Below are 24781 nucleotides of genomic sequence, written 5' to 3' on the forward strand. Positions count from 1 at the left end.
TTAACGCTGGGTAAAACGTTCTATAGATGCCAGCACTTGTTCTTCAGTTGCTCTTGCTGAGACATAAGCTTGACCAAGTGATTTCAGTAAAATCAAACGTAATTGCCCACCTAATACTTTTTTATCTCGCCACATATACGGCAAGTATTCCAAAGGCTCCATACCATTCGGCGAAATAGTAGGTAGGTTTGCTCTCGCCAGTAATTTTTCTAAACGAGCTACATCTTCCACATTCAAATCACCTAAAATGTGCGACAAAGCAGCCGCTTCAAGCATACCAACCGCAACAGCTTCACCGTGTAGCCATACGCCATAGCCCATACGAGCTTCAATTGCGTGTCCAAAAGTATGCCCTAAATTAAGCAACGTACGATCGCCTTTTTCCGTTTCATCACGGGCAACAACATCTGCTTTTAATTGGCAACAACGTTGAATGCAATATTCCAGCTCATCTTGTTTAAGAGAAACTAAATCATCAATATGCTTTTCAAGCCATTCAAAAAAAGCAATATCAAAAATCGCTCCGTATTTGATTACTTCTGCCAAGCCGGCACTCACTTCTCTTTTTGGTAAAGTCGCAAGCGTGTTGGTATCCACAATAACAGAAATAGGCTGATAAAAAGCCCCAATCATATTTTTGCCAAGCGGGTGATTAACTGCGGTTTTACCACCAACGGAAGAATCCACCTGTGCCAATAACGTAGTTGGGATTTGGATAAAACGAATACCACGTTGGTAAGAAGCGGCGGCATAACCTGCCACATCGCCAATTACACCGCCCCCTAAAGCAATTAAGGTGCTATCACGATTATGATTTTTTTCTAATAACGCAGTAAAAATCAAATTTAACGAATCCAGATTTTTATGCTCTTCGCCATCAGGAATTAGCACCGAATCTACTTGGCAACCTAATTCAGTCAAAGTACGGGTAACAGTTTCGAGATAATGAAAGGCAACGGTTGGATTGGATACAATCATCACTTTATCGCCTGCTTTTAACGGCGAATAGCTTGCAGCCTGAGCAAGTATTCCCTCTCCAATAATAATCGGATAGCGGCGTTCTTTTAATTCCACATTAACCTGTAACATATCTCGCTCCTTAGCTTAATTTAGGTTTCCTATGCGACTAAATTATCCATCATATCAATGATTTGATTTGCAACCACTTTTGCACTTTGTTCATCAGTATGGATAGTGATATCCGCAATTTCTTCATAAAGCGGATTGCGGATTTTCGCTAATTCTTCTAATGTTTTACGTGGATCTTCTGTTTGTAACAGAGGGCGTTTTTTATCACGTTGCGTACGCTCAAATTGCTTATCTACCGTTGTTTCTAAGTAGATCACGATACCACGAGCCGATAATACATTGCGGTTATCTTTTGACAAAATAGAGCCACCGCCCGTTGAAAGCACAATACCGTGATTTTGCGTTAATTCGTTCAGGATACGCTCTTCACGCTTGCGAAAACCCGCTTCACCTTCAACATCAAAGATCCAATCAATATCTGCACCGGCTCTTTCTTCAATCACGCTGTCGGAATCCAAAAATTCCATTCCTAATGTTTGAGCCAGTTGGCGACCAATTGTGCTCTTTCCAGCCCCCATCGGTCCAATTAGAAAAATATTACGTTTTTCAGCCATTATTTCTTCTTCTATTATTAAAATTTATAAACATTTGATTTGTGAAATTAAAAGAAAAAATGACCGCTTGTTCTACAAGCGGTCTGATTTCTTATAAAAATTGCAATAAAATCCGTTTATTGACTAAAGATATATAAATAACTCACAAATCGCCCAAAATAAAATTGGTCGTTATTATCGCAAGAAATGCCCCTATTTTTCAACTTTTAAGAGCATATTCCTCACAATTTTTAGAATAACTCTCCACTTTGCAATACTCCCGGCGGTGGAAGCCCTAACCGGGTGGGAGCTTGATTTGGAGATTGTTCCGTATATCCTCTCTCTATAATATAGCGTTTTGTTGGTTCAGTTCCTTTAATGAAGAACTCTTTACGCCCATCGCCCAAGAAACCGCTGTTTGGATCGATTTGTACCTCAACGATATTTTTAGGCACAACTTGCTTTTCAACTTGCTTATCTGCTAATGCAACTTTCATATAATTTATCCAAGCAGGTAAAGCAGTACTTGAGCCCGTTGCTCCTTTACCTAGCCCTTTTTTATTATCATCAAATCCAACATAAACAACAGTCGAAATATCTGCACCAAAGCCGGCATACCAAGTTGCTTTGGAATTATTCGTTGTACCGGTTTTACCACCTACATCAGCACGCTTAATCGTATTTAACATCTTATAACTCGTACCTCGCCAGCCATATTCAGGCTCTCCGGTAACCGCTGTTGCTAACGCACTACGCATTAAAAATGCTAATTCATTACTGATAACGTGTGGTGCATAACGTAGCCCTTTAACATGATGAGAAGATTCCGCCATTAAGCTTGGTGAACCCTTTTCTACGTTATTTTCCGGTAATTCTGTTTCAATTTCATCCGTTTCTTCAACAACTTCTTCATTATTAGAGGTGGTTGCAGTTGTTGTACCAACCTGTGTTTCATCGTGAATTTTAACAGAGTCAAAATATTTAGGCTCAGGATAAATAACCGGATTATCACAAACAGAACAAGCTACTACAGGGTTTGCTTGGTATAGTTCGTAACCTTGAGCATCAATAATGCGATCAATAATATATGGCTCAATTAAGTAACCTCCATTATTAAATACAGCATAAGCACGAGCCATTTCTAATGGTGTGAATGAAGCTGCACCTAAGGCTAAAGATTCTGTTGCCACATATTGGTTACGGTTAAATCCGAAACGTTGTAAATAATCGGCAGTATAATCAATACCAGCCATTTGTAGCACACGAATTGCCACCATATTTCTGGATTTACCTAAAGCAACCCTTGCTCGAGTTGGACCACCATAAACCCCATCAGCATTTTTCGGCTTCCACTCTTTTTGCCCTGGCTTTTTAATTACAATTGGACCATCACTAATAGTAGTTGAAAGACTTAATCCCTTATTCATTGCCGCTGCATAAATAAAAGGTTTAATTGCAGAGCCAACCTGTACTACCGATTGTGTCGCACGATTAAAACGACTTTGCTCAAAGCTAAATCCCCCTACAATAGCTTCAATCGCCCCATTTTCACTATTAATAGAGACTAACCCTGAATTCACTTCAGGAATTTGTCCTAAAGCCCAATCTTTACTTTTATTTTGCCTTACCCAAATTTGCTCACCTACTTTTAAGCCTTTAGGAGCAAAAGAAGCATTAACACGCTTTAATATAGAAGCTTCTCCGTTTGCTAACAAAATCGTATATTTTGATTTGTCTGCTTGCATTACTACCGCAGGTGTAAAAGGCTCTGATTTTGGTAATTTACTTAAATGGTCGATAATTTTTTCATCATCCCAAGCATCATTTCCTGCCCATAATTTTTCAGCTCCACGCCAACCACGTCTGCGATCATAATCAATCAAATTTTCACGCAATGCATCTTGTGCAGCTTTTTGGTCTGCAGAAAGTACCGTTGCATAGACTTTTAAACCTTTGTTATAAGCAATATTTTCACCATAACGTTTTACAATTTCTTGGCGAACCATCTCTGTAACATAATCGGCTCTAAATTCTAAGCTTGCACCATAGTAATTAGCCACAATTGGCTCAACTTTTGCTTTTTCGTACTCTTCTTGAGTAATATCCTTAGTTTCAAGCATCCTTCCCAAAACTACATTACGGCGATCTTCTGCTCGTTTTACCGAATAGAGTGGGTTCATCGTTGATGGTGCTTTTGGAAGCCCCGCAATAATCGCAATTTCCGAAAGGGTTAAATCGTTTAATGCTTTATTAAAATAGGTTTTTGCCGCTGCAGCTACACCGTGTGAGCGATACCCCAAATAAATTTTGTTTAAATAAAGCTCTAAAATTTCATTTTTCGTCAGAACTTGTTCAATTTCTAACGCTAAGATAGCTTCTTTAGCTTTACGCTCAATACTACGCTCAGGTGTTAAGAAAAAGTTTTTTGCTAATTGCTGAGTAATAGTACTTGCCCCTTGTGTATCGCCCTGACTGGTACGCCACAATGCCCGCATAATCCCTTTAGGGTCAATTCCTTTATGCTCATAAAAGCGAGCATCTTCCGTTGCTAAAATTGCTTTTATCAGCATTGGGGGAACATCTTCAAGTTTAACCGGAATACGGCGTTCTTCGCCCACCTCACCAATCAATTTACCGTCTAAGGTAAAAATCTGCATTGGTTGTTGTAGCTCAACATTTTTAAGCGTTGCAACATCAGGTAAGTCAGACTTGATATGCATATAAAGTAAACCGCCAATTACTCCACCTAAAATTAACAGTGAAAGTAAAGCACTAAATATTATTTTTGCGATCCGCATCGAAAAAATCTCTTTTGGTTAATGACGAAATGTAAATTTAAAGCCAATATTAAGTTGCTAAGTATAAGCGAAAACGCCCATTTAGCCTAACTAAATTGCTATAAATTTTACTTATTGAACTTATTATGAAATTACTTAAACCATCAGTGAAAAAGCCTCTATCGCCCATAGTTTTAGGCTTAAGTGAAGATGAGCAATATTATTGCTTAGTCAAAAATCAAGCTGAAAAATTCAGTACTTTTTGGCAAAAAAAGAGTGAAGGGTTAGAAATGGATATTCAAAAGATCATCGCAAAAGAAACAGTGAATGAACCTTTTACCCTTGTTCGCACTATTCCTTACCAATATATCTGGCGAAAAACAATTTTTATCTCTAAAAAACTTGATGAAATCCAATTACATCAGCAAGTTATCCAAATTTTAAAAAATGAGCAGCCACTTGCAATTGAATTACTCAATTTTGATTATCAACGATTGCCGAGTAGTAATACTAATCTTGATAAAATAACAATTTATGCATTAAACAAAAACTATGCCGAAAGTTTAAACCAATTTAACAATATATTAGATTGCGAGCTACATTGTTATATTCGAGGTATTTTTCATTTAAATCCTCAACTTGATAATAACTTTCCCTGTTTTTCTTTTAAGCAAAAAATAGTTCAATTTACGGAAAGTGAATTACTATTTCCTCAAATTGAACCTAAAGATTGCACTCATTTAGCTAATATTATGATTACCGATATTAATATACCATCTGATGAAGCAAAGCAACTTTATTTTCTCGCACTCGGAGCAAGTTTATGGAATGGCAAGGCATTGATTTAAGTGATAATAGAAAAAGTAAATGGGTATTTACTCACTATAAAAGCATTAAAAATATCGCTTATACTTTTTTATTAATGAGCCTTATTAGCTTCTATTTACTCTTTTATATTATTCATAAAAATAATGAAATTAAGTCTCTTACACAGCAATTAGAAAAACTGCAAACAGATACCTTTGATTTTGAAAACAAAATTTCACTTCTTCAAAATGGAAATAATATTACTTTACCTTTTGCTGAGAATAAGAAAACCGAACAATTATTTACAATAATTAAGAATATGCCTTTAAAAAATGGAGGCATAGATACAATACAGTTATATCAAGAAAAAGATCTTTATTTAATAATAGGGGGTAATTTAAGTATAGAGGAAGATTTCAAAAAGCTAGAGCAATATTTATATCAAAAAGAATTTATTGAGACCAAAACAGAGCAAGTAAGTGTTAATCATAAAAATGAAATATCTTTTACATTCAGCATAAAACATAAAGGAAACTAAGATGATTTTAATTAAAAATAAGCTAGAAAATTTATATTTAAATCCGAATAGCACTATCTTCAAAGTGGTTAATTTCATTAGAAAAAACCAAAAAACAATACAAACTTTTATTTTCTTCACTCTTATTATTTTACCTATACTTTATATAATCAAAATTCACTTAGATATTAATCAGTTCTTAGAAAAGATAGGCAATCAAAATGTAAACCTTACTCATCAGAAAAATTTATACAACCAATTATTTGATAAGGTTAAATCTAAAAAAACAGAAAATAACTTAACAAATATTAATACTACAATACAAAAAATAGCCCAGAAACATCATCTTAATATTGATAATCTAAATTGGAATTTAGAACAAGGTAAAAGCATTGAATTAAAAATAACTGCTGATAGCCATTCATTGTTTAATTTTATTAACGATCTTAACAAAATTGAATATTTAAAATATCACTTGCTTACTTTAACTAAATCTGCAGAAGATAGAAAAGTAGAACTCACTACTACATTAGTGGTTTTAGCCAATAAGGAATAATATGCGTAACTATTTTTTCTCTTTTTTATTCATTAGTTTTAATGCTATGGCTGTCGATCCATTTTTTGGTGAACAGCCTCAGATGAAAAATGAACAGAATACTGTTGAAGTTCTACCTGAAATTGCAAAAAATTCGGAAAATTTAACCGCTTGCAAGACTTTGGAGCATAAAAAATCTCTCAATTTACTTACTGAATTTGAGAAATTAAAACTTATTGGCTTAGTTAAAATTAATGAACATTCTACAGCCTTGTTTATCGATGAAAAAGAACAATTACTTGATTTCAAGGAAAACCAGTTCATTCAAAATCAAGAAATTGAGATAAAAAACATTAATTTAAAATCACTCACTTATATTAATTGGAAACTCACAAAAGATTGTCATTTTCCGTATGAGATCACCATAAAACTATAGAGGTTAGTATGTTCAGAGTTTTTCTTTATTTATTATTTAGCTCTTCACTAGCGTTGGCTGATACTATTTCTCTTGCAGTAAAAAATGTACCAACTTCACATCTGCTTACTTATTTATCCGAAGAAACAGGGAAAAATATAGTATTAGAGGATGATATTCAAACTAAATCTACATTAAGATTAGAAAACAAATCTATTGAAGAGATATTTAAAACACTCAGCAAAGTGAATAAATTATCGCTCACTTATGAAGGTGATATTGTTTATATTAATAAGAAAGAAGAAAAAATAGCTGATTTGAATACAATACCTATTACCCATTTGCAAAATAACGGACAAAATCCACCGCTTGTAACCACTCCAAAGTTGATGACTAAAACGATAAAGCTCAATTATGCGAAAGCCTCAGAAGTGATTGAATCTTTAACTAAAGGTAGTGGTACGTTTTTATCTGAGAATGGCTATATCCATTTTGATGAGCGAAGTAATAGCTTAATTATTAAAGATAGTGCGAAATCACTGCAAAATATTGAGCGATTAGTCAAAAAACTAGACCAACCTACCGAACAAATTGCGATTGAAGCTCGCATTGTTACTATCAGTAGCGAACATTTGCAAGAACTAGGAGTGCGTTGGGGAATGTTTTCCAGAGGAGCTGATCACTATAAATTTGGCGGGCGACTTGAAGGTAATGGATTAAGTAATGTAGCTAATAATCTCAATGTGAATTTCCCTGTTACGAATGGAGCTTCCGCCGTTTTACAAGTGGCTTCCATTAATAGCCGTGTGCTAGATTTGGAACTTAGTGCATTAGAGCAGGAAAACAGTGTGGAAATTATTGCCAGTCCTCGTCTTTTAACCACGAATAAAAAACCTGCAAGCATCAAGCAAGGTACAGAAATTCCTTATGTAATGTATAACACCAAATCAGAAGCAACCGATGTCGAATTTAAAGAAGCAGTGTTAGGATTGGAAGTTGTTCCTCATCTTTCTACTCAAAATCAAATTTTGCTGGATTTAGTCGTAACCCAAAACTCGCCGAACTCTCAATCCGGCAGTAGCGGTTTAATTACTATTGATAAGCAAGAACTCAACACACAAGTTTTTGCTAAACACGGGGAAACTATTGTATTAGGTGGAATTTTTCAACATTTAGCCCAAAAAGGGGAAGATAAAGTGCCTGTTTTAGGTTCAATTCCCTTTATTAAGCGTTTATTCAGCCAAACTAGAGATAAAATCAGCAAACGAGAACTCGTCATTTTCGTTACTCCTTACATTCTTCAATCAAACGAAAAAGTAAGCAGTACGAAAAAATCAAAATAGCGTAGATAAACGCAAGCAAAAATAGGGGAAGTGTGCTAGAATCAGCCGTCATTTTTTGTGTTATAGAATTAGAGGTTTTATGAAAGTTTCCCCACGTCGCCGTGCAAGAGAGTGTGCGGTTCAAGCCATTTATTCTTGGTATATCTCCAAAAATACGGTTGAAGAAGTGGAATTAGCATTTATTGCCGATCAAGATATGAAAGGCGTGGATATGCCTTATTTCCGCAAACTTTTTCGTGGCGTTGTAGATAATGTTGAAGCCATTGATGAAGCATTACGCCCTTATTTAGATCGAGCTGAAGACGATATCGATCCTATCGAGCGTTCTATTCTTCGCTTATCAGGCTATGAACTAAAATTTGAAAATGATGTGCCTTTCCGTGTTGTAATAAATGAAGGTATTGAAGTCGCAAAAGTGTTTGGTTCTGATGACAGCCACAAATACATCAACGGTATTTTAGATAAACTGGCTCCGGCACTCGGTAAGAAATAAAATATTCCCCAATTTTGTATGAAATTGGGGATTTTGTTGATCATAAGGTTTAAGGATATTTTATGGGTGAATTTGATATTATCGAACGTTATTTCAATGCCTCTCAACGTCCGGCTCGCAGAGATGTTGTGCTGGCTATTGGCGATGATTGTGCAGTTACCTCACTGAAACCAAATCAACAACTTGCTATTACAACAGATACATTAGTTTGTGGTGCTCACTTTCTTCCCACTATTTCACCTGCTGATTTGGCATATAAAAGTGTGGCGGTAAACTTAAGCGATCTCGCCTCAATGGGAGCTGAGCCTGCTTGGATCTCCTTAGCTTTAACCTTACCTGAAATCGATCACGATTGGTTGGCTGAGTTTAGCGAATATTTCTTTGATATTTTAGACCACTACAATGTTGATCTCATTGGTGGCGATACTACCAAAGGGCATTTATCCTTAACCATTACCGCACAAGGTATTGTGCCTCAAGATAAAGGACTATTCCGCCACAATGCCAAAGTAGGCGATTGGATTTATGTTTCTGGCACACTGGGCGATAGTGCCGCCGGTTTGCAATTACTGCTTAACCGGAAAACCGATGATATAAGTTGGAATAAAGATGAAAGCTATCTTATTCAACGCCATTTACGTCCAACACCCCGTGTATTGCTTGGCTTAACGATTGCGACTATTGCTAATGCTGCTATTGATATTTCAGACGGTTTACTTTCTGATTTAGGGCATATTTTAAAACGCAGTAACTGCGGTGCGGTCTTAAATCTTGATGATTTACCACTTTCTGAATCTCTACTAAACTGCTATTCAAAAGAAGATGCCGAACATTTTGCATTAAGTGGCGGGGAAGATTACGAGCTTTGTTTTACCGTTCATAACGATAATAAACACAAACTAGAAAAAGCCCTCGCCAACATTGGCGTAAGCTATACTTGTATCGGGCAAATTCGCTCTGCCAAAGAAGGCTTAACCGTACTACGCAATAATGAAATCGTGACATTGCCTACTCAAAGAGGCTTCGACCATTTTAAAAAATAACAATAATGAAACCAATTAATCTTAAAAATCCAATTCATTTTTTAGCAGTAGGCTTTGGTTCCGGTTTACTAAGACCTGCCCCCGGTACTTGGGGAAGCCTAGTAGGTTTAATAGTTGCTATTATTTTATGGACAGCAACCCAGTCCAGTATTTTTTTTGCGATTCTTACCCTAATTAGCTTTATTTCAGGGTGCTATATCTGCAACAAAACCAGCCAAGATCTGAATGTTCACGATGATGGGCGAATTGTTTGGGACGAAATCGTTGCCATCTTTTTAATGTTTACTTATCTACCTGAATATAATTTATTAGGTTATGTATTAGCTTTTATCAGCTTCCGCATTTTTGATATTCTCAAACCATTCCCAATCCGCTATTTTGACGAAAAATTAGAAAGTGGTTTAGGCATTATGTTTGATGATATTCTTGCAGCCATTTTTGCTCTTATTTCACTTCATCTTTTGTACTATTTTATTTAAACATTATGCTGACAATTTTATTTATCCACTTAGCCGGGCTAATAACTCCCGGTCCCGATTTCTTTTATGTAGTAAGACAATCCGCAAGCCACTCAATTAAAAAAGGCATTTTAGCGGCAATCGGTATTTCTATTGGCATTATTTTTTGGGCAAGTTTCGCTATTTTCGGGCTGGCTTGGTTAAGCAAAAGTATGGGTGAAATTTTCCAATATAGTGTTATGTTAATTGGTGGTTGCTACCTTGTATATATCGGCTCAAAAATGGTAAGAGTAACTGAAAGTGTTACATTTAAAGAACATAAAACCAAACTAATGCCGCTCAATAACTGTGAAGAAATTAGAAAAGGCTTATTAATCAATATTTTTAATGCTAAAGCAGGCGTTTACTTTACCAGCGTTGTTTCTGCTTATTTAAGTAATTTCACTCAAATATCACAAATGTTTGAGCTACTCTTTTTATTTGTGATAAGCACATTAGCTTATTTCTGTGTGGTAGCCCTACTCTTTTCTCGTAAGCCTATCAGACAATTTTACTCAAAGCATAGTCGCTATATTGATAACATCTCAGGTGTGATTTTTATCCTGTTTGGTCTGATGTTGATTTATGAAGGATTTACTCATCTCATCAGCTAACAAGCGGTCGTTTTTTTACAAAATTTTGCATATTTAACATAAATTCAATAGTGTTATTTTATACAGTTTCTGCTATGCTACTGCCAATTTTAACTTTCGGATAAAACAATGATAGGACGATTACACGGCAAGATTATTGAAAAGCAGCCACCGGAAATTTTACTGGACGTACAAGGTGTAGGCTATGAGCTGCTACTCCCAATGACAAGTTTCTACAGCCTACCACAAATAGGCGATGAAACGACTATTTTCACGCATTTAGTTGTGCGAGAAGATGCTCACTTGCTCTTTGGTTTTGCTCAAAAACAAGATAGAACCTTATTTCGTGAGTTAATTAAAACCAATGGTGTTGGTCCAAAACTTGCTCTTGCCATTCTTTCTGCAATGTCTGTTTCACAATTTGCGACAGCAATTGAAAATGAAGAATTAGCAAAACTCACGAAAATTCCGGGTATTGGTAGAAAAACCGCAGAACGTTTGCTTGTTGAGCTAAAAGGTAAATTCAAAGGCATTGCCCAAAGCGATTTCTTTGTTGAAGTTTCACACGATCAAATTGTGGCAAGCAGCACACCAGACCCGGCAAATGAAGCTCTTGATGCTCTAATTGCTTTAGGTTACAAACCAAATGATGCAGAGAAAATGATCAAGAAGGTCAATAAAGCAGGAGCAACGAGCGAGCAGCTCATTCGTGAGGCATTAAAAAATTCCTTATAAGTATTAAATTATGATTGAAGCAGATAGAATCATCAGTGCCTCGCCAAAGCGTGAGGAAGAAGTCATCGACCGAGCAATTCGCCCTAAATTACTTACCGATTACGTTGGACAGCCCTCTGTGCGTGATCAAATGGAGATCTTCATCAAAGCCGCCAAATTGCGTGATGAGGCTCTCGATCATTTACTGATTTTTGGTCCTCCCGGTTTAGGTAAAACCACCCTTGCCAATATTGTGGCAAATGAAATGGGCGTGAATATCCGCACGACTTCCGGACCTGTATTAGAAAAAGCTGGCGATTTAGCCGCAATGCTCACTAACCTTGAGCCTTATGATGTACTTTTCATTGATGAAATTCATCGCCTATCTCCTGCTATCGAGGAAGTGCTTTATCCTGCAATGGAAGATTATCAACTCGATATTATGATTGGCGAAGGTCCTGCCGCACGATCAATTAAACTTGATCTACCTCCCTTTACCTTAGTGGGGGCAACTACTCGTGCTGGATCACTCACCTCACCATTACGGGATCGCTTTGGCATTGTACAACGATTAGAATTTTATTCAGTGGATGATCTCACGTTAATTGTGAAACGCAGTGCGGACTGTCTCAATCTTAATTTATCCGCAGATGGAGCTTATGAAGTAGCTCGCCGCTCACGTGGTACACCTCGTATTGCTAACCGCCTACTTCGCCGTGTGCGAGATTACGCTGATGTTCGCAATAACGGCATCATTACGTCTGATATTGCAAAGCAAGCCTTAGCAATGCTTGATGTGGATTCTGAAGGTTTTGATTTTATGGACATCAAACTCTTGCAAGCAATTGTCGAGCGTTTTGACGGCGGACCCGTTGGTTTGGATAACCTTGCAGCAGCGATTGGCGAAGAGCGAGATACAATAGAAGACGTACTCGAGCCTTATCTCATTCAACAAGGCTTCCTACAACGCACGCCAAGAGGCAGAATTGCAACCAATAGAACCTATGCCCATCTTGGTATTACTAAAATTGGCTAACTCACAAGCGGTTGCTTTTGTTTAAAAATTTGCAAAATTTTAGATAAAAACCACCGCTTGTTGAGCATTCCCTATGCCCAATAATACCTCACAATATGGAAGAACACAGGAGCAGAAAAACAAATTGAATCTACTCTATCTAACATTCCGCCGTGTCCTTTAATCATTCTGCCCCAATCTTTTACGCCATAATCTCGTTTAATTGCAGACATCACCAATCCGCCAAAAAAGCCCATTAAACAAATCACAAAACCAATAACACCTGCTTGTAACGTTGAGAATGGTGTAATAGGAGCAAGCAAGATTGCAATAGCAGTTGCACTTAAAATACCTCCTACTGTGCCGGCAACTGTTTTAGATGGCGATAGACTTGGCATAATTTTACGTTTACCGACTAATTTGCCCCAAATGTACTGCAACACATCACTTAATTGAACAATTGCAATTAAGAAAATCAGCAGTTGGATATTTTGATTTTTATCTAATCCTTGAACATTTAAGGTAAGCAATGCCGGAACGTGCGAAAGACAGAAAATACTGATCATCGCCGCCCATTGAATTTTGGCTGAACGCCCTAAAAAATGCTCGGTTTTGCCTGTTAAGCTCCCTACAATCGGCAATAATAAAAAGCCATAAACAGGAATAAAAATAGAGAACATTCCATACCATTCTGTCCACACAAAATAGTATTGTATCGGTAGTAGTAAATAGAAACAGACTACTAAGGCGTAATAGTCGTGCCTGTCTTGATAGACCAGCGTCATAAACTCCCGCAATGCAGCAAAAGAGATAAGGAAAAAGAGCAAAATTGTGCCGTTTTGCCCGAATGCAAAAGCGAATAACAACACAAAAAGCATTACCCACCAGGCATAGATACGAGCATTTAAATTCTCAATGGTATTCGTATTGCCTTTACGTTTTTTAAGCACAAAGCCAATTAATGATGCAAAAACTAAAACCCCGAAAAAAGAGAGAAAAATTGTACTCATTGTCATTATTTACTCCTTATGCGTTGGGGAAAGAGTAAGCAACGCTTGGCGTGTGCGTTCGATAAAATCGGCTTTTTCTTCACCTTCCTGCAATGAAATTGCTTCACCAAAACGAACCTGGCACATTAGCGGAATAGGCAAAATTGCTCCTTTTGGTAAAACTTGTTTCATATTATCAATCCAGACCGGTACAAATTGAATATTAGCTTGTTGTTTGGCGAGATGATAAATCCCACTTTTAAAAGGTTGTAGTACTTCTTCACTTAAATTACGTGTACCTTCCGGGAAAATAATCAGATTTTCGCCTGTTGAAAGCCGGTTAGCCATATTTTCAATCGCAAGTTGCGGATTATCACTGTTACGTTCTACCAACAATACATTAAAAACAGCATTCGCAATAAAACGGCGAATAACTCCTTTCTGCCAATAATCCGCCCCCGCAACAGGTCGGGTTTTTAGGCGTAAATGTTGCGGTAATGAAATCCAAACTAAGATAAAATCACCGTGGCTATGATGGTTTGCGTAATAAACCGTCGGTACGCTATTTTCAGTTAATTGTTGAGGACGAACACCCGTAATAAAAGAGGTAAAAAAGCAAATAACATGGTCAATAAATTTAGCGAGTAACCTTTTCATTCTGTTTCTCCAAAGAATTAAGCTCGGCTGAAATCGCCATTGTACGAACATAGCAAGTATAAGCTGTGCCAAGTGTGATAATAATTAAGGTTGCAGAAAGTGTATAAGCGGTTAAATTAAAATAGATTTCTACCGCAGCAAGCAAACAACCCACCGTGATTGCTGCCATTCTTTGTTGTTTTGCCATCGGACCTTGAAAACGTTGCGGTAATCCTAAACTTCCACCAAAGATACGAATATAGGCAGTTAAAGCCGCCAACAATGCTGCCAGCCAGCCTAACCAGAAAAATGGTGTAGCATAACCTAATGCAATTAAAAATAAACTGTCTGCTACCCTGTCTGGAAATTCATTAAAAATTGCTCCATTTGCGGTTTTCTTTCCGCCTTCTACTGCTACCATTCCATCAAACAAATTACACAACAGACGCATTTGCACCATCAAAGCACAGAAAATCAGTGCTGAAATCGATTGGCTAAAAAATAAAGCAACTGCCCCAAATAACGCAAACAACATACTTAAACACGAAATTTGATTAGGTGTTGGGAAGCTTTTACGGGCAAGCCAAGCCGCAAACCCTGCAAGCCATTTATTGTTGCGAGAACTTAGCGGGCGGCGATTTTCTATCTTATTTTCAGACATCGTATTTTCCTTTTAGATATAAAGGCTTTTACTTTAACTTAACTTTTACTAGATAGATAGCAAATTGTACTACTTTTGTTTAATAAGATTGCAAAATTTCAACAAAAAATAACCGCTTGTAAATTATATTTGATCACAAAAATAACTATAACTAATCAATATCTTTACAAAACCTTTAATTTACGCTATTAATTGCCTACCAATATAACTAAAAAGAGTGGTACTTATGCTGAAGTTTATTTTTAAACGTCTTCTTGAGGCGATTCCAACCCTATTTATCCTCATTACCTTTTCTTTTTTCCTGATGCGGCTTGCTCCCGGCAGCCCGTTTACCAGTGAAAAAGCTTATCCACCAGAAGTAATGGCAAATATTGAAGCCAAATATCATCTGAATGAGCCACTTTATAAACAGTATTTTCTTTATATGGAAAATCTCTCGAAAGGGGATTTTGGTCCTTCATTTAAATATAAAGATCAAACCGTAAACAGTTTGATTGCCTCTGCATTTCCTGTTTCGATAAAACTAGGCATTACTGCTTTTATTTTTGCTGTCATTATTGGCTTAACGGCAGGAACAGTTGCTGCCCTTAAGCAAAACAGTAAATGGGATTATTGGGTGATGGGCTTTTCAATGACCGGGATCATTATGCCAAGCTTTGTATTCGCTCCGCTTTTGGTTCTCGTCTTTGCTATTTATCTCAAATGGTTACCTGCCGGCGGCTGGAATGGTGGTCAGATCTATTATATGGTACTACCTGTTCTTTCTTTAACCATCAGCTATGTTGCTGGGATTGCCCGTATCACACGAGGCTCAATGATTGAAGTGTTACATTCAAACTTCATTCGTACCGCTAAAGCGAAAGGCTTACCGATGAGTAAAATTATCTTCAAACACGCTTTACGCCCAGCTTTACTGCCAGTGATTACCTATTTGGGTCCAGCCTTTGTAGGAATTATTACAGGTTCAATGGTAATTGAAAGCGTATTTGGCTTACCGGGTATTGGGCAGCTTTTCGTGAACGGAGCGTTAAACCGCGATTATTCTTTAGTGCTAAGTCTTACCATTTTAGTTGGCACATTAACTATTTTATTTAATGCGATTGTCGATATTTTATATGCGGTAATCGACCCGAAAATTCGTTATTCATAAGTAGGAGCGGAAATGCAAAATTCTGATAAAAAACAACCGCTTGTTGATGTTACCTCAACGATTCAAGGCAGAAGTTTATGGCAAGATGCCCGCCGCCGTTTTTTCCGAAACAAAGCGGCTGTAGCAAGCTTGATTATTCTTTGCTGTATTATCCTTTTTATTATCTTTGCCCCAATGCTAATGCCGTTTAGCTATGAAGATACCGATTGGAATATGATGGGTATTCCGCCGGATTTTGAGTCTCAACACTATTTTGGTACAGATTCATCAGGGCGTGATTTGCTGGTGCGTGTTGCTATGGGTGGACGTATCTCATTAATGGTAGGCATTGCCGGTGCATTAATTGCCGTGCTTATCGGCACAATCTACGGTGCAATTTCCGGCTACTTCGGGGGCAAAGTGGATATGGTAATGATGCGTTTTTTAGAAATTTTAAGCTCATTCCCATTTATGTTCTTTGTAATTTTACTTGTTACCTTCTTCGGACAAAATATTTTCTTGATTTTTATCGCAATCGGAATGGTGGCGTGGCTCAACCTTGCCCGTATTGTGCGAGGACAAACCCTTTCACTTAAAAATAAAGAGTTTGTGGAAGCTGCGATTGTATGCGGTGTTTCTCGCCGCCAAATTATTTGGCGACACATTGTGCCAAACGTTTTAGGCTTAGTAGTAGTTTATGCTTCCCTTGAAGTACCCTCTCTGATTTTATTTGAATCTTTCTTAAGCTTCTTAGGGCTCGGTACACAAGAGCCGATGAGTAGCTGGGGAGCATTATTAAGCGATGGTGCAGCACAGATGGAAACTTCGCCTTGGCTACTTGCTTTCCCTGCATTTTTCTTATGTTTAACGCTATTTTGCTTTAACTTTATTGGTGATGGCTTGCGTGATGCACTCGATCCAAAAGATAAATAGAGGTTTAAGATGAAATTATTAGAAGTAAATAATCTTGATGTTTATTTAAAAACGGACGAAGAATTAGTTCACGCAGTTCGTAATGTCTCTTTTTCGATTGAAAAAGGGCAAACTCTCGCAATTGTTGGGGAATCCGGTTCAGGTAAATCAGTTACCTCAATGGCGATTATGCAATTATTGCCAAAAAATATCGTTAAATTTGGCGAAAACTCCAGAATTGTGTTTGAAGAGCAGAACCTGTTAAATCTTTCTGAAAAAGAAATGCAGGCAATTCGAGGCGATCGTATCGGTATGATTTTCCAAGAACCGATGACCTCGCTTAATCCTTATATGCCGATTGGTAAACAAGTGGCTGAAGCAATTCAAACGCATAATCCACAAATTACCAATGCTCAAGCCGAAGAATTGGTATTGGAAACCTTACAGAAAGTAAAAATTCCTGATGCCGAAAAGAAAATGGTTTGTTATCCGCACGAGTTCTCAGGCGGTCAGTTACAACGTATTATGATTGCGATGGCAATTATCAATAAACCGGATTTATTAATTGCTGATGAGCCAACGACAGCGTTAGACGTAACGACCCAAGCAGAAATTCTTGATTTAATGCACGATCTACAAAGTGAAATGGGAATGGCGATTATCTTAATTTCTCACGATCTACGCTTAGTGCATAAATATAGTGATATGGTTTGTGTAATGCAAAATGGGGAAATTATTGAGCGTGGTGAAACGGAAACGGTCTTTACCAACCCTCAGCACCCTTACACTGTTGAGCTATTAACTCCGATTCCAAATAACTTAAAAAGTGAATTGCCACTCGATGCTCCAACCTTAATTAAGGCAGATAATATTGAGGTAGACTATATTTTAAAACGCTCGCTATTTGGCAAACCGAAAAAAGTATTTAATGCCTTAAAAAATATTTCACTACACCTTAAAACAGGCGAAACACTAGGAATTGTAGGAGAATCCGGCTCGGGCAAATCCACACTTGGGCGTGCGATTATGCAGATTTTAGACTATCGTGGCAATATCACTTTTGCTGACCAAGATATTACAACACTAAGTAAATCTGAACAGAAAGCGTTAAAAAGAGATATGCAAATGGTATTCCAAGATCCATTTAACTCACTTTCGCCACGTTTAACAGTAGGCGAAATTATTGCGGAAGGTTTAACGGTACATTATCCACAAATGAGCAAAGCCGAACGCCGTGAAAAAGTGATTAAAATTTTGGAAGAAGTAAATCTTAATCCTGCAATGATCAATCGCTATCCGCACGAATTTTCAGGCGGACAACGTCAGCGTATTGCGATTGCAAGAGCAATTATTTTAGAACCAAAATTTGTGCTTTTAGACGAACCAACCTCTGCTCTTGACCGCTCAACACAAATTACCGTGATTGAATTGCTCAATCGATTACAGAAAAAATATGGCTTAAGTTATATATTTATCAGCCACGATTTAGCGGTAATTAAAGCATTAAGCGATCGAGTGATTGTAATGAGTCAAGGCGATATTGTGGAAAGCGGCTCTGTACAGCAGATCTTCGAAACCCCACAACAAGCCTATACCAAGCGGTTAATTTTAGCCTCTAATTTGTAAATAACGCTATAAAAAAGAAGCTGCAATTGCAGCTTCTTTTTTTATGGCATAGTAGACAAAATAGTTGCTAAAAAGTGGCTTAAAGCCTTATAGTACAAGGCTTTAAGCCCTATTTTTGAAAAATGAATAAAAAACTGCCCATTTTGCTAAAGTACGAATATCAAGAAGCACGGTAAGCAAAATAATATTCAACGCCATTATTGCAATCAATGTAATAAAACCTTTACCTTTCAAAAGAAATTAAACGCTATTCAAATTTGGTCTGATTACACGACAGGAAAACAGACTTATCCGCAACTTGCTGAAAAATATCATTGTTCGGTGAGAACTATTCAACGATATATTGAAAAAGCCCCTAAAAGCCAGGCAAATATAATAGAAGGAAAATATCTGAATATTATTATAGATACAACTTTCTTTGGTCGAGAATTTGGTGTATTGGTTTTAATCAATAGTCTGAAAAAGAAGGTAATCTATCATCGTTTTGTAAAAACAGAAAAAGATGTTTATTATCAGTTAGCTCTCAATCAGTTGAGGGAAAAAGGCTATATCATTCAATCAGTTACCTGCGATGGTCGGAGGGGGTTATTAAAAGATTTACTCAATACCCCCGACACAAATGTACCCGTTTTATATGATTGCGATAGTGATGCGTAAATTAGGCAGAAAACACCAATCTCAAGCCGGAAAGGAATTAAAAATTCTTGTTAAGACTTTCACAAAGAGTACGAGAAATATATTTTATAGGGAACTACACAATTGGTATTTAAAACATCAGGACTTTTTAAATGAACGTTCAGATATAGCGAATGAGAGAGGTTATTTCCCTTATAAACATCGAAATATAAGGGGAACTTATGCCAGTTTAAAGCGATATCACGATTATTTATTTACTTTCGAGAAATACCCTGAGCTAAATATTGAAAGAACCACAAATAGAGCGGAAAGTCTTTTTAAAGACTTAAAGCAGAAGTTAAATAATCACAACGGATTAACAAAGAAACATAAGTTGATATTTATAAAGGATTTTTTGAATAAAAAAAGCTACTAACCTAATTAAAAAAATAAGGTTAGCAACTATTTTGTCTACTATGCCCAACAATGAGCGTATTCAAGTGAAACTAAAAGGACTCAGCCCTGTGGAATACAGAACTCAGTCCTTGAATTAAATGAGTCTAACTTTTTGGGGTCAGATCATTGCAGCTTCTTTTTTTATGGTAATGCAATTACTCTTCTGCATACCCTGTAGCAGACAGTTCTTTCCCATCTAAATATGCTTTTCTATTTTTGGCGACTAAACGCTCTGAGCAAAACCACTCAACAACTAATGGATAATATTGATGCTCTTGTTCAACAACACGAGCCATCACATCTTCAACTTCATCATCAGGGTAAATAGGAACTTTTGCTTGTAGCACAATCGCTCCTGCATCAACTTCTTCATTTACAAAATGAATAGTTGTTCCGTGTTCAGAATCACCTGCTTCCATCGCTCTTTGGTAAGTGTTTAATCCCGGATATTTTGGTAATAATGAAGGATGAATATTTAGAATTTTTCCCTCAAAACGTTGGGTAAATTCAGGCGTTAAAATCTTCATATAACCTGCAAGCACGATTAATTCTGCACCTAACTGCTCGATTTTCTCAGCAATAGCTAAATCCATTGCTAAATTACTTTCATAATCTTTACGAGAGAATACAAAGGTTGGAATGCCTTCTTGTTTAGCTCTAACTAAGCCATACGCATCAGCTTTATTGCAAATTACACCACAAATTTGACCGCTTGCATTAACTGATTTTTGACGATCAATAATCGCTTGGAGATTTGAGCCATTACCTGAAATTAACACAACAAATTTTTTCATTTTAATTACTTATTGAAAATTAATAATAGCTTACATTATGCCCTGAATTAACCATACAGTACAGAAATTAAAAAAGAATAGGAAGATATGGCTGGGGTACTAGGATTCGAACCTAGGGATGCCGAGATCAAAACCCGGTGCCTTACCGCTTGGCGATACCCCAAAAGAAAAAAACTAACTTACGTTAGTCTAATAAGATTTGATAATTTGAAATTAGATGGCTGGGGTACTAGGATTCGAACCTAGGGATGCCGAGATCAAAACCCGGTGCCTTACCGCTTGGCGATACCCCAACACTAATTTTTGTTAATCGATAAATGGTGCGGGACGAGGGACTTGAACCCACACACCTCTCGGCGCCAGAACCTAAATCTGGTGCGTCTACCAATTTCGCCAGTCCCGCAAATGGTGGCTACAGCGAGATTCGAACTTGCGACCCCAACATTATGAGTGTTGTGCTCTAACCAGCTGAGCTATGTAGCCCTTTGCGTTCACCATATCGGCTAACGGAGTGCATTATGCTGATTTTAAGGCTCTCCGTCAAATACTTTTTTTTGAATTTTTTGATTTTTTGGTTTGCTTGTATAGATATTCGTCGTTTTGTCGGAAATATACCGTTTTTTGTTTATAAAATAATAGGTTATCTTTTACTATTATGCAGATTGCATCTCTTGCTTTAATTGTTTTAGTACGAATTCAATATCAGGAAACTTATCTTCCCACAATGCAAAAGCAAAAGCAGCTTGTCCAACCAACATTCCTAAACCATCTTGATATTCGATAGCACCACAATCTCTCGCATAATTGAGAAATGGAGTTTGCATATTAACGGCATATTGCATATCATAAATTTTGGCTGAAGCCATTAAAGATGTCGGTAGTTCAACATATTTTCCCTGTAAGCCTAAAGAAGTGGCATTAATGATTAGATCAAACTGTTGTTCGGCAAGCTCCTCTAAGCAAGCGGTCTGAATTTTGCCAAATTTTGCAAATTTTTCCTCTAAAATGACCGCTTTATCTATAGTACGGTTATAAATCGTAATCTCTAGCCCAGACTTAAGTAACGGAAGCAATACGCCTTTGGTTGCTCCTCCTGCCCCTAAAATTAAGGTCTTTTGCCCTGTTGTTAGCCAACCAAGCCGTTCTAAATCAGCCGCTAAACCTTTACCGTCGGTATTATCGGCATATAAACGACCGTCATCTAATCGTTTTAAAGTGTTACAAGCCTCTGCTAATAAGCAACTTTCACTATATTCATCAGCAACAGCAAATGCCCGTTCTTTAAAGGGAGCTGTGATATTACACCCTTTCGCCCCTGAATTAAAAAACTCCTCTAATTGTTGCTCAAAGGCAATTTCATCACCTAATTTCGCAACATATTCAATCTCTCGTTGAGCCTGCAAGCCAAAAAGTTGATGAATACGAGGTGATTTACTTTGTGCAATTGGATTGCCCCAAACAGCATATTTGTTCATTATTTATCCTTGTCTAAAAATCTGTTGCGTGAAAATATCTCGAATTTCGGAAGGATTTTCTCTGCCTAAAGTTTCTGCATTTAATGCAGGAAAATCCTCTCCAAATTGAATTCGTACTTCCTCTGAATTTCTGCAAGGCGGCTCGCCTGTTAAATTGGCACTGGTTGAAGTAAGAGCAAAACCGGTTGCCTCGCAGAGTGCTGCTACAGCAGGTACTTTGCATAAACGCACGGCAATAGAATCAAATTTGCCTGTGAGGTAACTCGGCACACTATTTTTTACAGGCACAATCCAAGTAATGGCTTGCTCACCAATTTGGTTTAGCTGTTGCCAAGCCTGCTCTGTCATTCTGTTGTCATCAATATAAGGAAGAAGATATTTTAAATCGGAAGCCAGTAAAATTAAGCCTTTCTCTTCAGGGCGTTGCTTTAATGCGAGTAGTTTCCTCACTGCTTTTTCACTTTGCGGATTGCAACCTAAGCCAAAAACCGCTTCGGTTGGATAAGCCACAACTTCTTCTTGCTTTAATTGATTAACTATTTCTAAAAAATTATTCATTCGCTTTTACTTCAGTTTGGTGTTGGCAGCTTTTGTTAGCACAGATACTGTATTGTCTACCCTTCACTTTTTTGATGGTAGCAAGTTCGCAACCACATCTTTCACACTGTTGCTTAATCGGTCGAGTTGCTAAGGTAAATTTACAATCAGGGAAGCCTGCACAGCCATAAAATGTTTTTCCCGACCGTCCTTTCCTAGCAACCAGTTTATGTTGCTTGCATTCAGGGCAATCAAATTCTTCTTCTACCTCAGCCTCTTCGTGAACAATAAAATGACATTCAGGATAGTTACTGCAACCAATAAAAATGCCATAGCTGCCTTGCTTTAATTGGAGATGATGTCCGCACTCAGGGCAACATTCTTCCAACGCTTTAATAATATGATTTTCTTGGTGCAATGGCTTGATGTAATCACACTTAGGATAAGCCGAACATCCCAAAAACAAGCCTTTCTTCCCTTGTTTAAGTTGTAAGGGAGAATGACATTTGGGGCATAATTCAACTTGTTTGGTGGATTTAAAAAGTACCATAGCATTAACTTAAATCAGCTTGAAATCAATCACAAAAAAGGAATCGTCATTCGGATAAATCTCTCGGATGACTTTTTTCAATTCAGCTAAGCTCATATTCTCTTGTTGAGCGTGTTGATCATTTAGCTCATCATATTGAATCGGAGTAACAGAAAGTACTTTGATGTTAGCAAAAAATCGATCCGTTTCGTTGGTAAAAACGGCTAATTCTTGGTTAGGGTGAAAGTAAGATTCTGATTTATCCCGAATGGTAATAGTTTTTTTACCACTTACAATATCCGCTTCAAATCGGCTAAAAAAGGTAATTTTCTCTCTATTCATATTCATCACTGTTATAATCTATACCCATTAAATGGCTAAAATGATCATTGTAAAAACCACGGCTGATCATAAACCGCCACATTTTTTGTTTGGCTTTAAGATCCCATACAAGCGGTCGTTTTTTCTCAAAAATTTGCTCGGCTAATTCAAACCAATCTACTTCTGCATTTTCGAGTTCTTGGTTAATTAACCAATCTTTAATTCCTTTGAGCTTTAATTCTTGCTTTAGTCGGCGAGGACCTACACCTTGCATTGAGCGGTAACGAATAAAAGTTACACAAAAACGTTCATCACTTTGCCAATTATTGACTTGTGCCTTTTCTATTGCTTCATCAATTTCATCAAAATCATATTCTTTTTGCTTCAATTTTTGGCGAAGCTCTTGCTCACTGTAATCACGCTTTGAGAGTAAATATAGCAGATAATTAACCGCAGTGTATTTATTTGTTTTGGTTGTAGAAATGGTTGTCATAAGTTGAAATAAAAATGCGATTTTCACATTGAGCGAAAATCGCATAAATTTAGTTAATTATAGTTCTTCTTCATTAAACTCTTCGCTGTCATCATCTGAATTGTTGGAATCTTTAGTAGAAACCAAATTTGGATTAGCAATGAGTAAATCTCTCACATCTTTCTCAATTTTCTCTGCGATTTCAGGGTGTTCTTTTAACCATTTAATCGCATTGTTTTTACCCTGACCGATTTTTTCACCTTCATAAGAGAACCAAGCTCCCGCTTTTTTGATAAAGCCATTTGCTTCTGCCAGAATGAGTAATTCATTAGTGCGAGCAATCCCTTCGCCATACATAATATCGAATTGAACTTCACGGAATGGCGGAGCAACTTTGTTTTTTACCACTTTTACTTTCGTTTCACTACCGATAACTTCATCACCATCTTTTACCACACCTGAACGGCGAATGTCTAAACGCACAGAAGCATAGAATTTTAACGCGTTACCACCTGTTGTAGTTTCCGGATTACCAAACATTACACCAATCTTCATACGAATTTGGTTAATGAAAATAACCAGGCAGTTTGTTGCTTTAATGTTTGCTGTTAACTTACGCAATGCTTGCGACATTAAACGAGCTTGTAAACCCATATGAGAATCACCCATATCCCCTTCAATTTCCGCTTTTGGCGTAAGTGCGGCTACAGAGTCTACAATAATTACATCCACCGCACCGGAACGTACTAGGGCATCACAAATTTCTAATGCTTGTTCACCGTTATCCGGCTGTGAAATTAATAATTCGTCTGTATCTACACCTAATTTACGGGCATAAACAGGGTCAAGTGCGTGTTCTGCATCAATAAAGGCACAAGTTTTACCTGTTTTTTGTGCCTGAGCCACAACAGATAAAGTTAAGGTTGTTTTACCTGAAGATTCCGGACCATAGATTTCAACAATACGCCCCATTGGTAAACCACCAATCCCTAACGCGGAATCTAACCCTAAAGAACCGGTTGAAACTGCTTCAATATCTAATGTTTGCGTATCGCCCAATTTCATAATTGAACCTTTACCGAACTGTTTCTCAATTTGAGCTAATGCGGCAGCAAGTGCCTTCTCTTTTTGTTCCGGTTCAACCTGTTTTACAGGTGTATTTTTTTGACTTTTCTTCTCAGCCATATTTTATCCTTTGTCAATTTTAATAAACGCTTATTGCGTAAAATAACTGTATATTATTATAGTATATACTTAT

At 37.2% G+C, this 24781-nt stretch carries 28 protein-coding genes, 4 tRNA genes and 2 pseudogenes; 17 read left to right on the forward strand and 17 right to left on the reverse strand.

What is annotated here, in order from left to right; genetic code table 11:
• From aroB to X781_RS08245, 3 genes are all read right to left on the reverse strand, one after another.
• A complete protein-coding gene (gene aroB / locus X781_RS08235) occupies positions 1-1089 on the reverse strand; it encodes a 3-dehydroquinate synthase (RefSeq protein WP_025236409.1) in 1089 nt (362 codons plus the stop codon).
• A gap of 29 nt (positions 1090-1118) precedes the next feature.
• Entirely contained in the window at positions 1119-1643 is a 525-nt protein-coding gene (aroK, locus tag X781_RS08240) for a shikimate kinase AroK (RefSeq protein WP_025236410.1), read from the reverse strand.
• A 230-nt stretch (positions 1644-1873) separates the two neighbouring features.
• Positions 1874-4420: a penicillin-binding protein 1A gene (locus X781_RS08245; protein WP_025236411.1), complete on the reverse strand. Its 2547-nt coding sequence runs from the start codon at positions 4418-4420 to the stop codon at positions 1874-1876.
• 125 nt (positions 4421-4545) lie between these two features.
• Here X781_RS08245 and X781_RS08250 point away from each other — a divergent pair, with 125 nt between their 5' ends.
• From X781_RS08250 to ruvB, 11 genes are all read left to right on the forward strand, one after another.
• Positions 4546-5247 carry a hypothetical protein gene (locus tag X781_RS08250; protein WP_025236412.1) on the forward strand — a complete coding sequence of 234 codons (702 nt, stop codon included), beginning with the start codon at positions 4546-4548 and terminating at the stop codon, positions 5245-5247.
• Positions 5223-5744, forward strand: a complete 522-nt coding sequence (locus X781_RS08255) for a hypothetical protein (RefSeq protein WP_025236413.1) — start codon at positions 5223-5225, stop codon at positions 5742-5744. The genes X781_RS08250 and X781_RS08255 overlap by 25 nt, the downstream gene beginning before the upstream one ends.
• Before the next feature lies 1 nt (position 5745).
• Entirely contained in the window at positions 5746-6279 is a 534-nt protein-coding gene (locus tag X781_RS08260; protein ID WP_025236414.1) for a hypothetical protein, read from the forward strand.
• A gap of 1 nt (position 6280) precedes the next feature.
• The gene (locus X781_RS08265; RefSeq protein ID WP_025236415.1) at positions 6281-6694 is read left to right on the forward strand and encodes a hypothetical protein; all 414 of its coding nucleotides are present in this window, start codon (positions 6281-6283) and stop codon (positions 6692-6694) included.
• 8 nt (positions 6695-6702) lie between these two features.
• On the forward strand, positions 6703-8016 hold the full coding sequence (gene pilQ / locus X781_RS08270) for a type IV pilus secretin PilQ (RefSeq protein ID WP_025236416.1): 1314 nt from the start codon (positions 6703-6705) through the stop codon (positions 8014-8016).
• A 79-nt stretch (positions 8017-8095) separates the two neighbouring features.
• On the forward strand, positions 8096-8509 hold the full coding sequence (nusB, locus tag X781_RS08275; RefSeq protein ID WP_025236417.1) for a transcription antitermination factor NusB: 414 nt from the start codon (positions 8096-8098) through the stop codon (positions 8507-8509).
• A 62-nt stretch (positions 8510-8571) separates the two neighbouring features.
• A complete protein-coding gene (thiL, locus tag X781_RS08280; protein ID WP_025236418.1) occupies positions 8572-9552 on the forward strand; it encodes a thiamine-phosphate kinase in 981 nt (326 codons plus the stop codon).
• A gap of 5 nt (positions 9553-9557) precedes the next feature.
• On the forward strand, positions 9558-10031 hold the full coding sequence (locus tag X781_RS08285; RefSeq protein ID WP_025236419.1) for a phosphatidylglycerophosphatase A family protein: 474 nt from the start codon (positions 9558-9560) through the stop codon (positions 10029-10031).
• 5 nt (positions 10032-10036) lie between these two features.
• Positions 10037-10663: a LysE family transporter gene (locus X781_RS08290; RefSeq protein WP_025236420.1), complete on the forward strand. Its 627-nt coding sequence runs from the start codon at positions 10037-10039 to the stop codon at positions 10661-10663.
• Positions 10664-10771: 108 nt separating this feature from the next.
• The gene (gene ruvA / locus X781_RS08295) at positions 10772-11377 is read left to right on the forward strand and encodes a Holliday junction branch migration protein RuvA (RefSeq protein ID WP_025236421.1); all 606 of its coding nucleotides are present in this window, start codon (positions 10772-10774) and stop codon (positions 11375-11377) included.
• Positions 11378-11387: 10 nt separating this feature from the next.
• A complete protein-coding gene (gene ruvB, locus X781_RS08300; RefSeq protein ID WP_025236422.1) occupies positions 11388-12392 on the forward strand; it encodes a Holliday junction branch migration DNA helicase RuvB in 1005 nt (334 codons plus the stop codon).
• 71 nt (positions 12393-12463) lie between these two features.
• Here the strand turns inward: ruvB and X781_RS08305 are convergent, their stop codons facing one another.
• From X781_RS08305 to X781_RS08315, 3 genes are read right to left on the reverse strand one after another with little or no spacing between them, the layout of a single operon-like run.
• A complete protein-coding gene (locus tag X781_RS08305; protein ID WP_025236423.1) occupies positions 12464-13387 on the reverse strand; it encodes a phosphatidate cytidylyltransferase in 924 nt (307 codons plus the stop codon).
• Between the two features lie 3 nt (positions 13388-13390).
• Positions 13391-14017, reverse strand: a complete 627-nt coding sequence (locus X781_RS08310; RefSeq protein WP_025236424.1) for a lysophospholipid acyltransferase family protein — start codon at positions 14015-14017, stop codon at positions 13391-13393.
• Positions 13998-14657, reverse strand: a complete 660-nt coding sequence (locus X781_RS08315; RefSeq protein ID WP_025236425.1) for a CDP-alcohol phosphatidyltransferase family protein — start codon at positions 14655-14657, stop codon at positions 13998-14000. The genes X781_RS08310 and X781_RS08315 overlap by 20 nt, the downstream gene beginning before the upstream one ends.
• 226 nt (positions 14658-14883) lie before the next feature.
• Here X781_RS08315 and oppB point away from each other — a divergent pair, with 226 nt between their 5' ends.
• From oppB to X781_RS12680, 6 genes and pseudogenes are all read left to right on the forward strand, one after another.
• Positions 14884-15807 carry an oligopeptide ABC transporter permease OppB gene (gene oppB / locus X781_RS08320; RefSeq protein ID WP_025236426.1) on the forward strand — a complete coding sequence of 308 codons (924 nt, stop codon included), beginning with the start codon at positions 14884-14886 and terminating at the stop codon, positions 15805-15807.
• A gap of 63 nt (positions 15808-15870) precedes the next feature.
• A pseudogene (gene oppC, locus X781_RS08325) lies at positions 15871-16719 on the forward strand (oligopeptide ABC transporter permease OppC); the annotation flags it as partial.
• A gap of 9 nt (positions 16720-16728) precedes the next feature.
• Entirely contained in the window at positions 16729-18324 is a 1596-nt protein-coding gene (locus tag X781_RS08330; RefSeq protein WP_025236428.1) for an ABC transporter ATP-binding protein, read from the forward strand.
• A gap of 321 nt (positions 18325-18645) precedes the next feature.
• The gene (locus X781_RS12675; RefSeq protein ID WP_235068740.1) at positions 18646-18981 is read left to right on the forward strand and encodes a hypothetical protein; all 336 of its coding nucleotides are present in this window, start codon (positions 18646-18648) and stop codon (positions 18979-18981) included.
• Positions 18974-19375 carry a hypothetical protein gene (locus X781_RS08335; RefSeq protein ID WP_235068741.1) on the forward strand — a complete coding sequence of 134 codons (402 nt, stop codon included), beginning with the start codon at positions 18974-18976 and terminating at the stop codon, positions 19373-19375. Before X781_RS12675 ends, X781_RS08335 begins: the two co-directional genes overlap by 8 nt.
• Positions 19376-19421: 46 nt before the next feature.
• Positions 19422-19493, forward strand: a pseudogene (locus X781_RS12680) (IS3 family transposase); the annotation flags it as partial.
• Positions 19494-19550: 57 nt separating this feature from the next.
• On the opposite strand, the gene purN reads toward X781_RS12680, so the two are convergent.
• From purN to recA, 11 genes are all read right to left on the reverse strand, one after another.
• Positions 19551-20189 (reverse strand): phosphoribosylglycinamide formyltransferase, encoded by a 639-nt coding sequence (gene purN / locus X781_RS08340; RefSeq protein ID WP_025236429.1) that lies wholly within the window; start codon positions 20187-20189, stop codon positions 19551-19553.
• 88 nt (positions 20190-20277) lie between these two features.
• Positions 20278-20352: transfer RNA gene (locus X781_RS08345), tRNA-Gln, on the reverse strand.
• A gap of 55 nt (positions 20353-20407) precedes the next feature.
• Positions 20408-20482, reverse strand: a tRNA-Gln gene (locus X781_RS08350).
• 25 nt (positions 20483-20507) lie between these two features.
• A tRNA-Leu gene (locus tag X781_RS08355) sits at positions 20508-20592 on the reverse strand.
• A 3-nt stretch (positions 20593-20595) separates the two neighbouring features.
• Positions 20596-20672: transfer RNA gene (locus X781_RS08360), tRNA-Met, on the reverse strand.
• Between the two features lie 170 nt (positions 20673-20842).
• Complete coding sequence (aroE, locus tag X781_RS08365) at positions 20843-21664, reverse strand: shikimate dehydrogenase (protein ID WP_025236430.1); 822 nt, start codon at positions 21662-21664, stop codon at positions 20843-20845.
• A gap of 3 nt (positions 21665-21667) precedes the next feature.
• Positions 21668-22222, reverse strand: a complete 555-nt coding sequence (locus tag X781_RS08370; protein WP_025236431.1) for a Sua5/YciO/YrdC/YwlC family protein — start codon at positions 22220-22222, stop codon at positions 21668-21670.
• Entirely contained in the window at positions 22215-22751 is a 537-nt protein-coding gene (locus X781_RS08375; protein ID WP_025236432.1) for a DNA topoisomerase family protein, read from the reverse strand. The genes X781_RS08370 and X781_RS08375 overlap by 8 nt, the downstream gene beginning before the upstream one ends.
• Before the next feature lie 9 nt (positions 22752-22760).
• Entirely contained in the window at positions 22761-23072 is a 312-nt protein-coding gene (gene yqfB, locus X781_RS08380; protein WP_025236433.1) for a N(4)-acetylcytidine aminohydrolase, read from the reverse strand.
• On the reverse strand, positions 23065-23544 hold the full coding sequence (gene recX, locus X781_RS08385; protein WP_025236434.1) for a recombination regulator RecX: 480 nt from the start codon (positions 23542-23544) through the stop codon (positions 23065-23067). The genes yqfB and recX overlap by 8 nt, the downstream gene beginning before the upstream one ends.
• A gap of 57 nt (positions 23545-23601) precedes the next feature.
• On the reverse strand, positions 23602-24708 hold the full coding sequence (gene recA / locus X781_RS08390) for a recombinase RecA (protein ID WP_025236435.1): 1107 nt from the start codon (positions 24706-24708) through the stop codon (positions 23602-23604).
• Positions 24709-24781 lie beyond the last annotated feature (73 nt).

The sequence above is a fragment of the Mannheimia sp. USDA-ARS-USMARC-1261 genome, assembly GCF_000521605.1.
GTDB lineage: Bacteria > Pseudomonadota > Gammaproteobacteria > Enterobacterales > Pasteurellaceae > Mannheimia > Mannheimia indoligenes.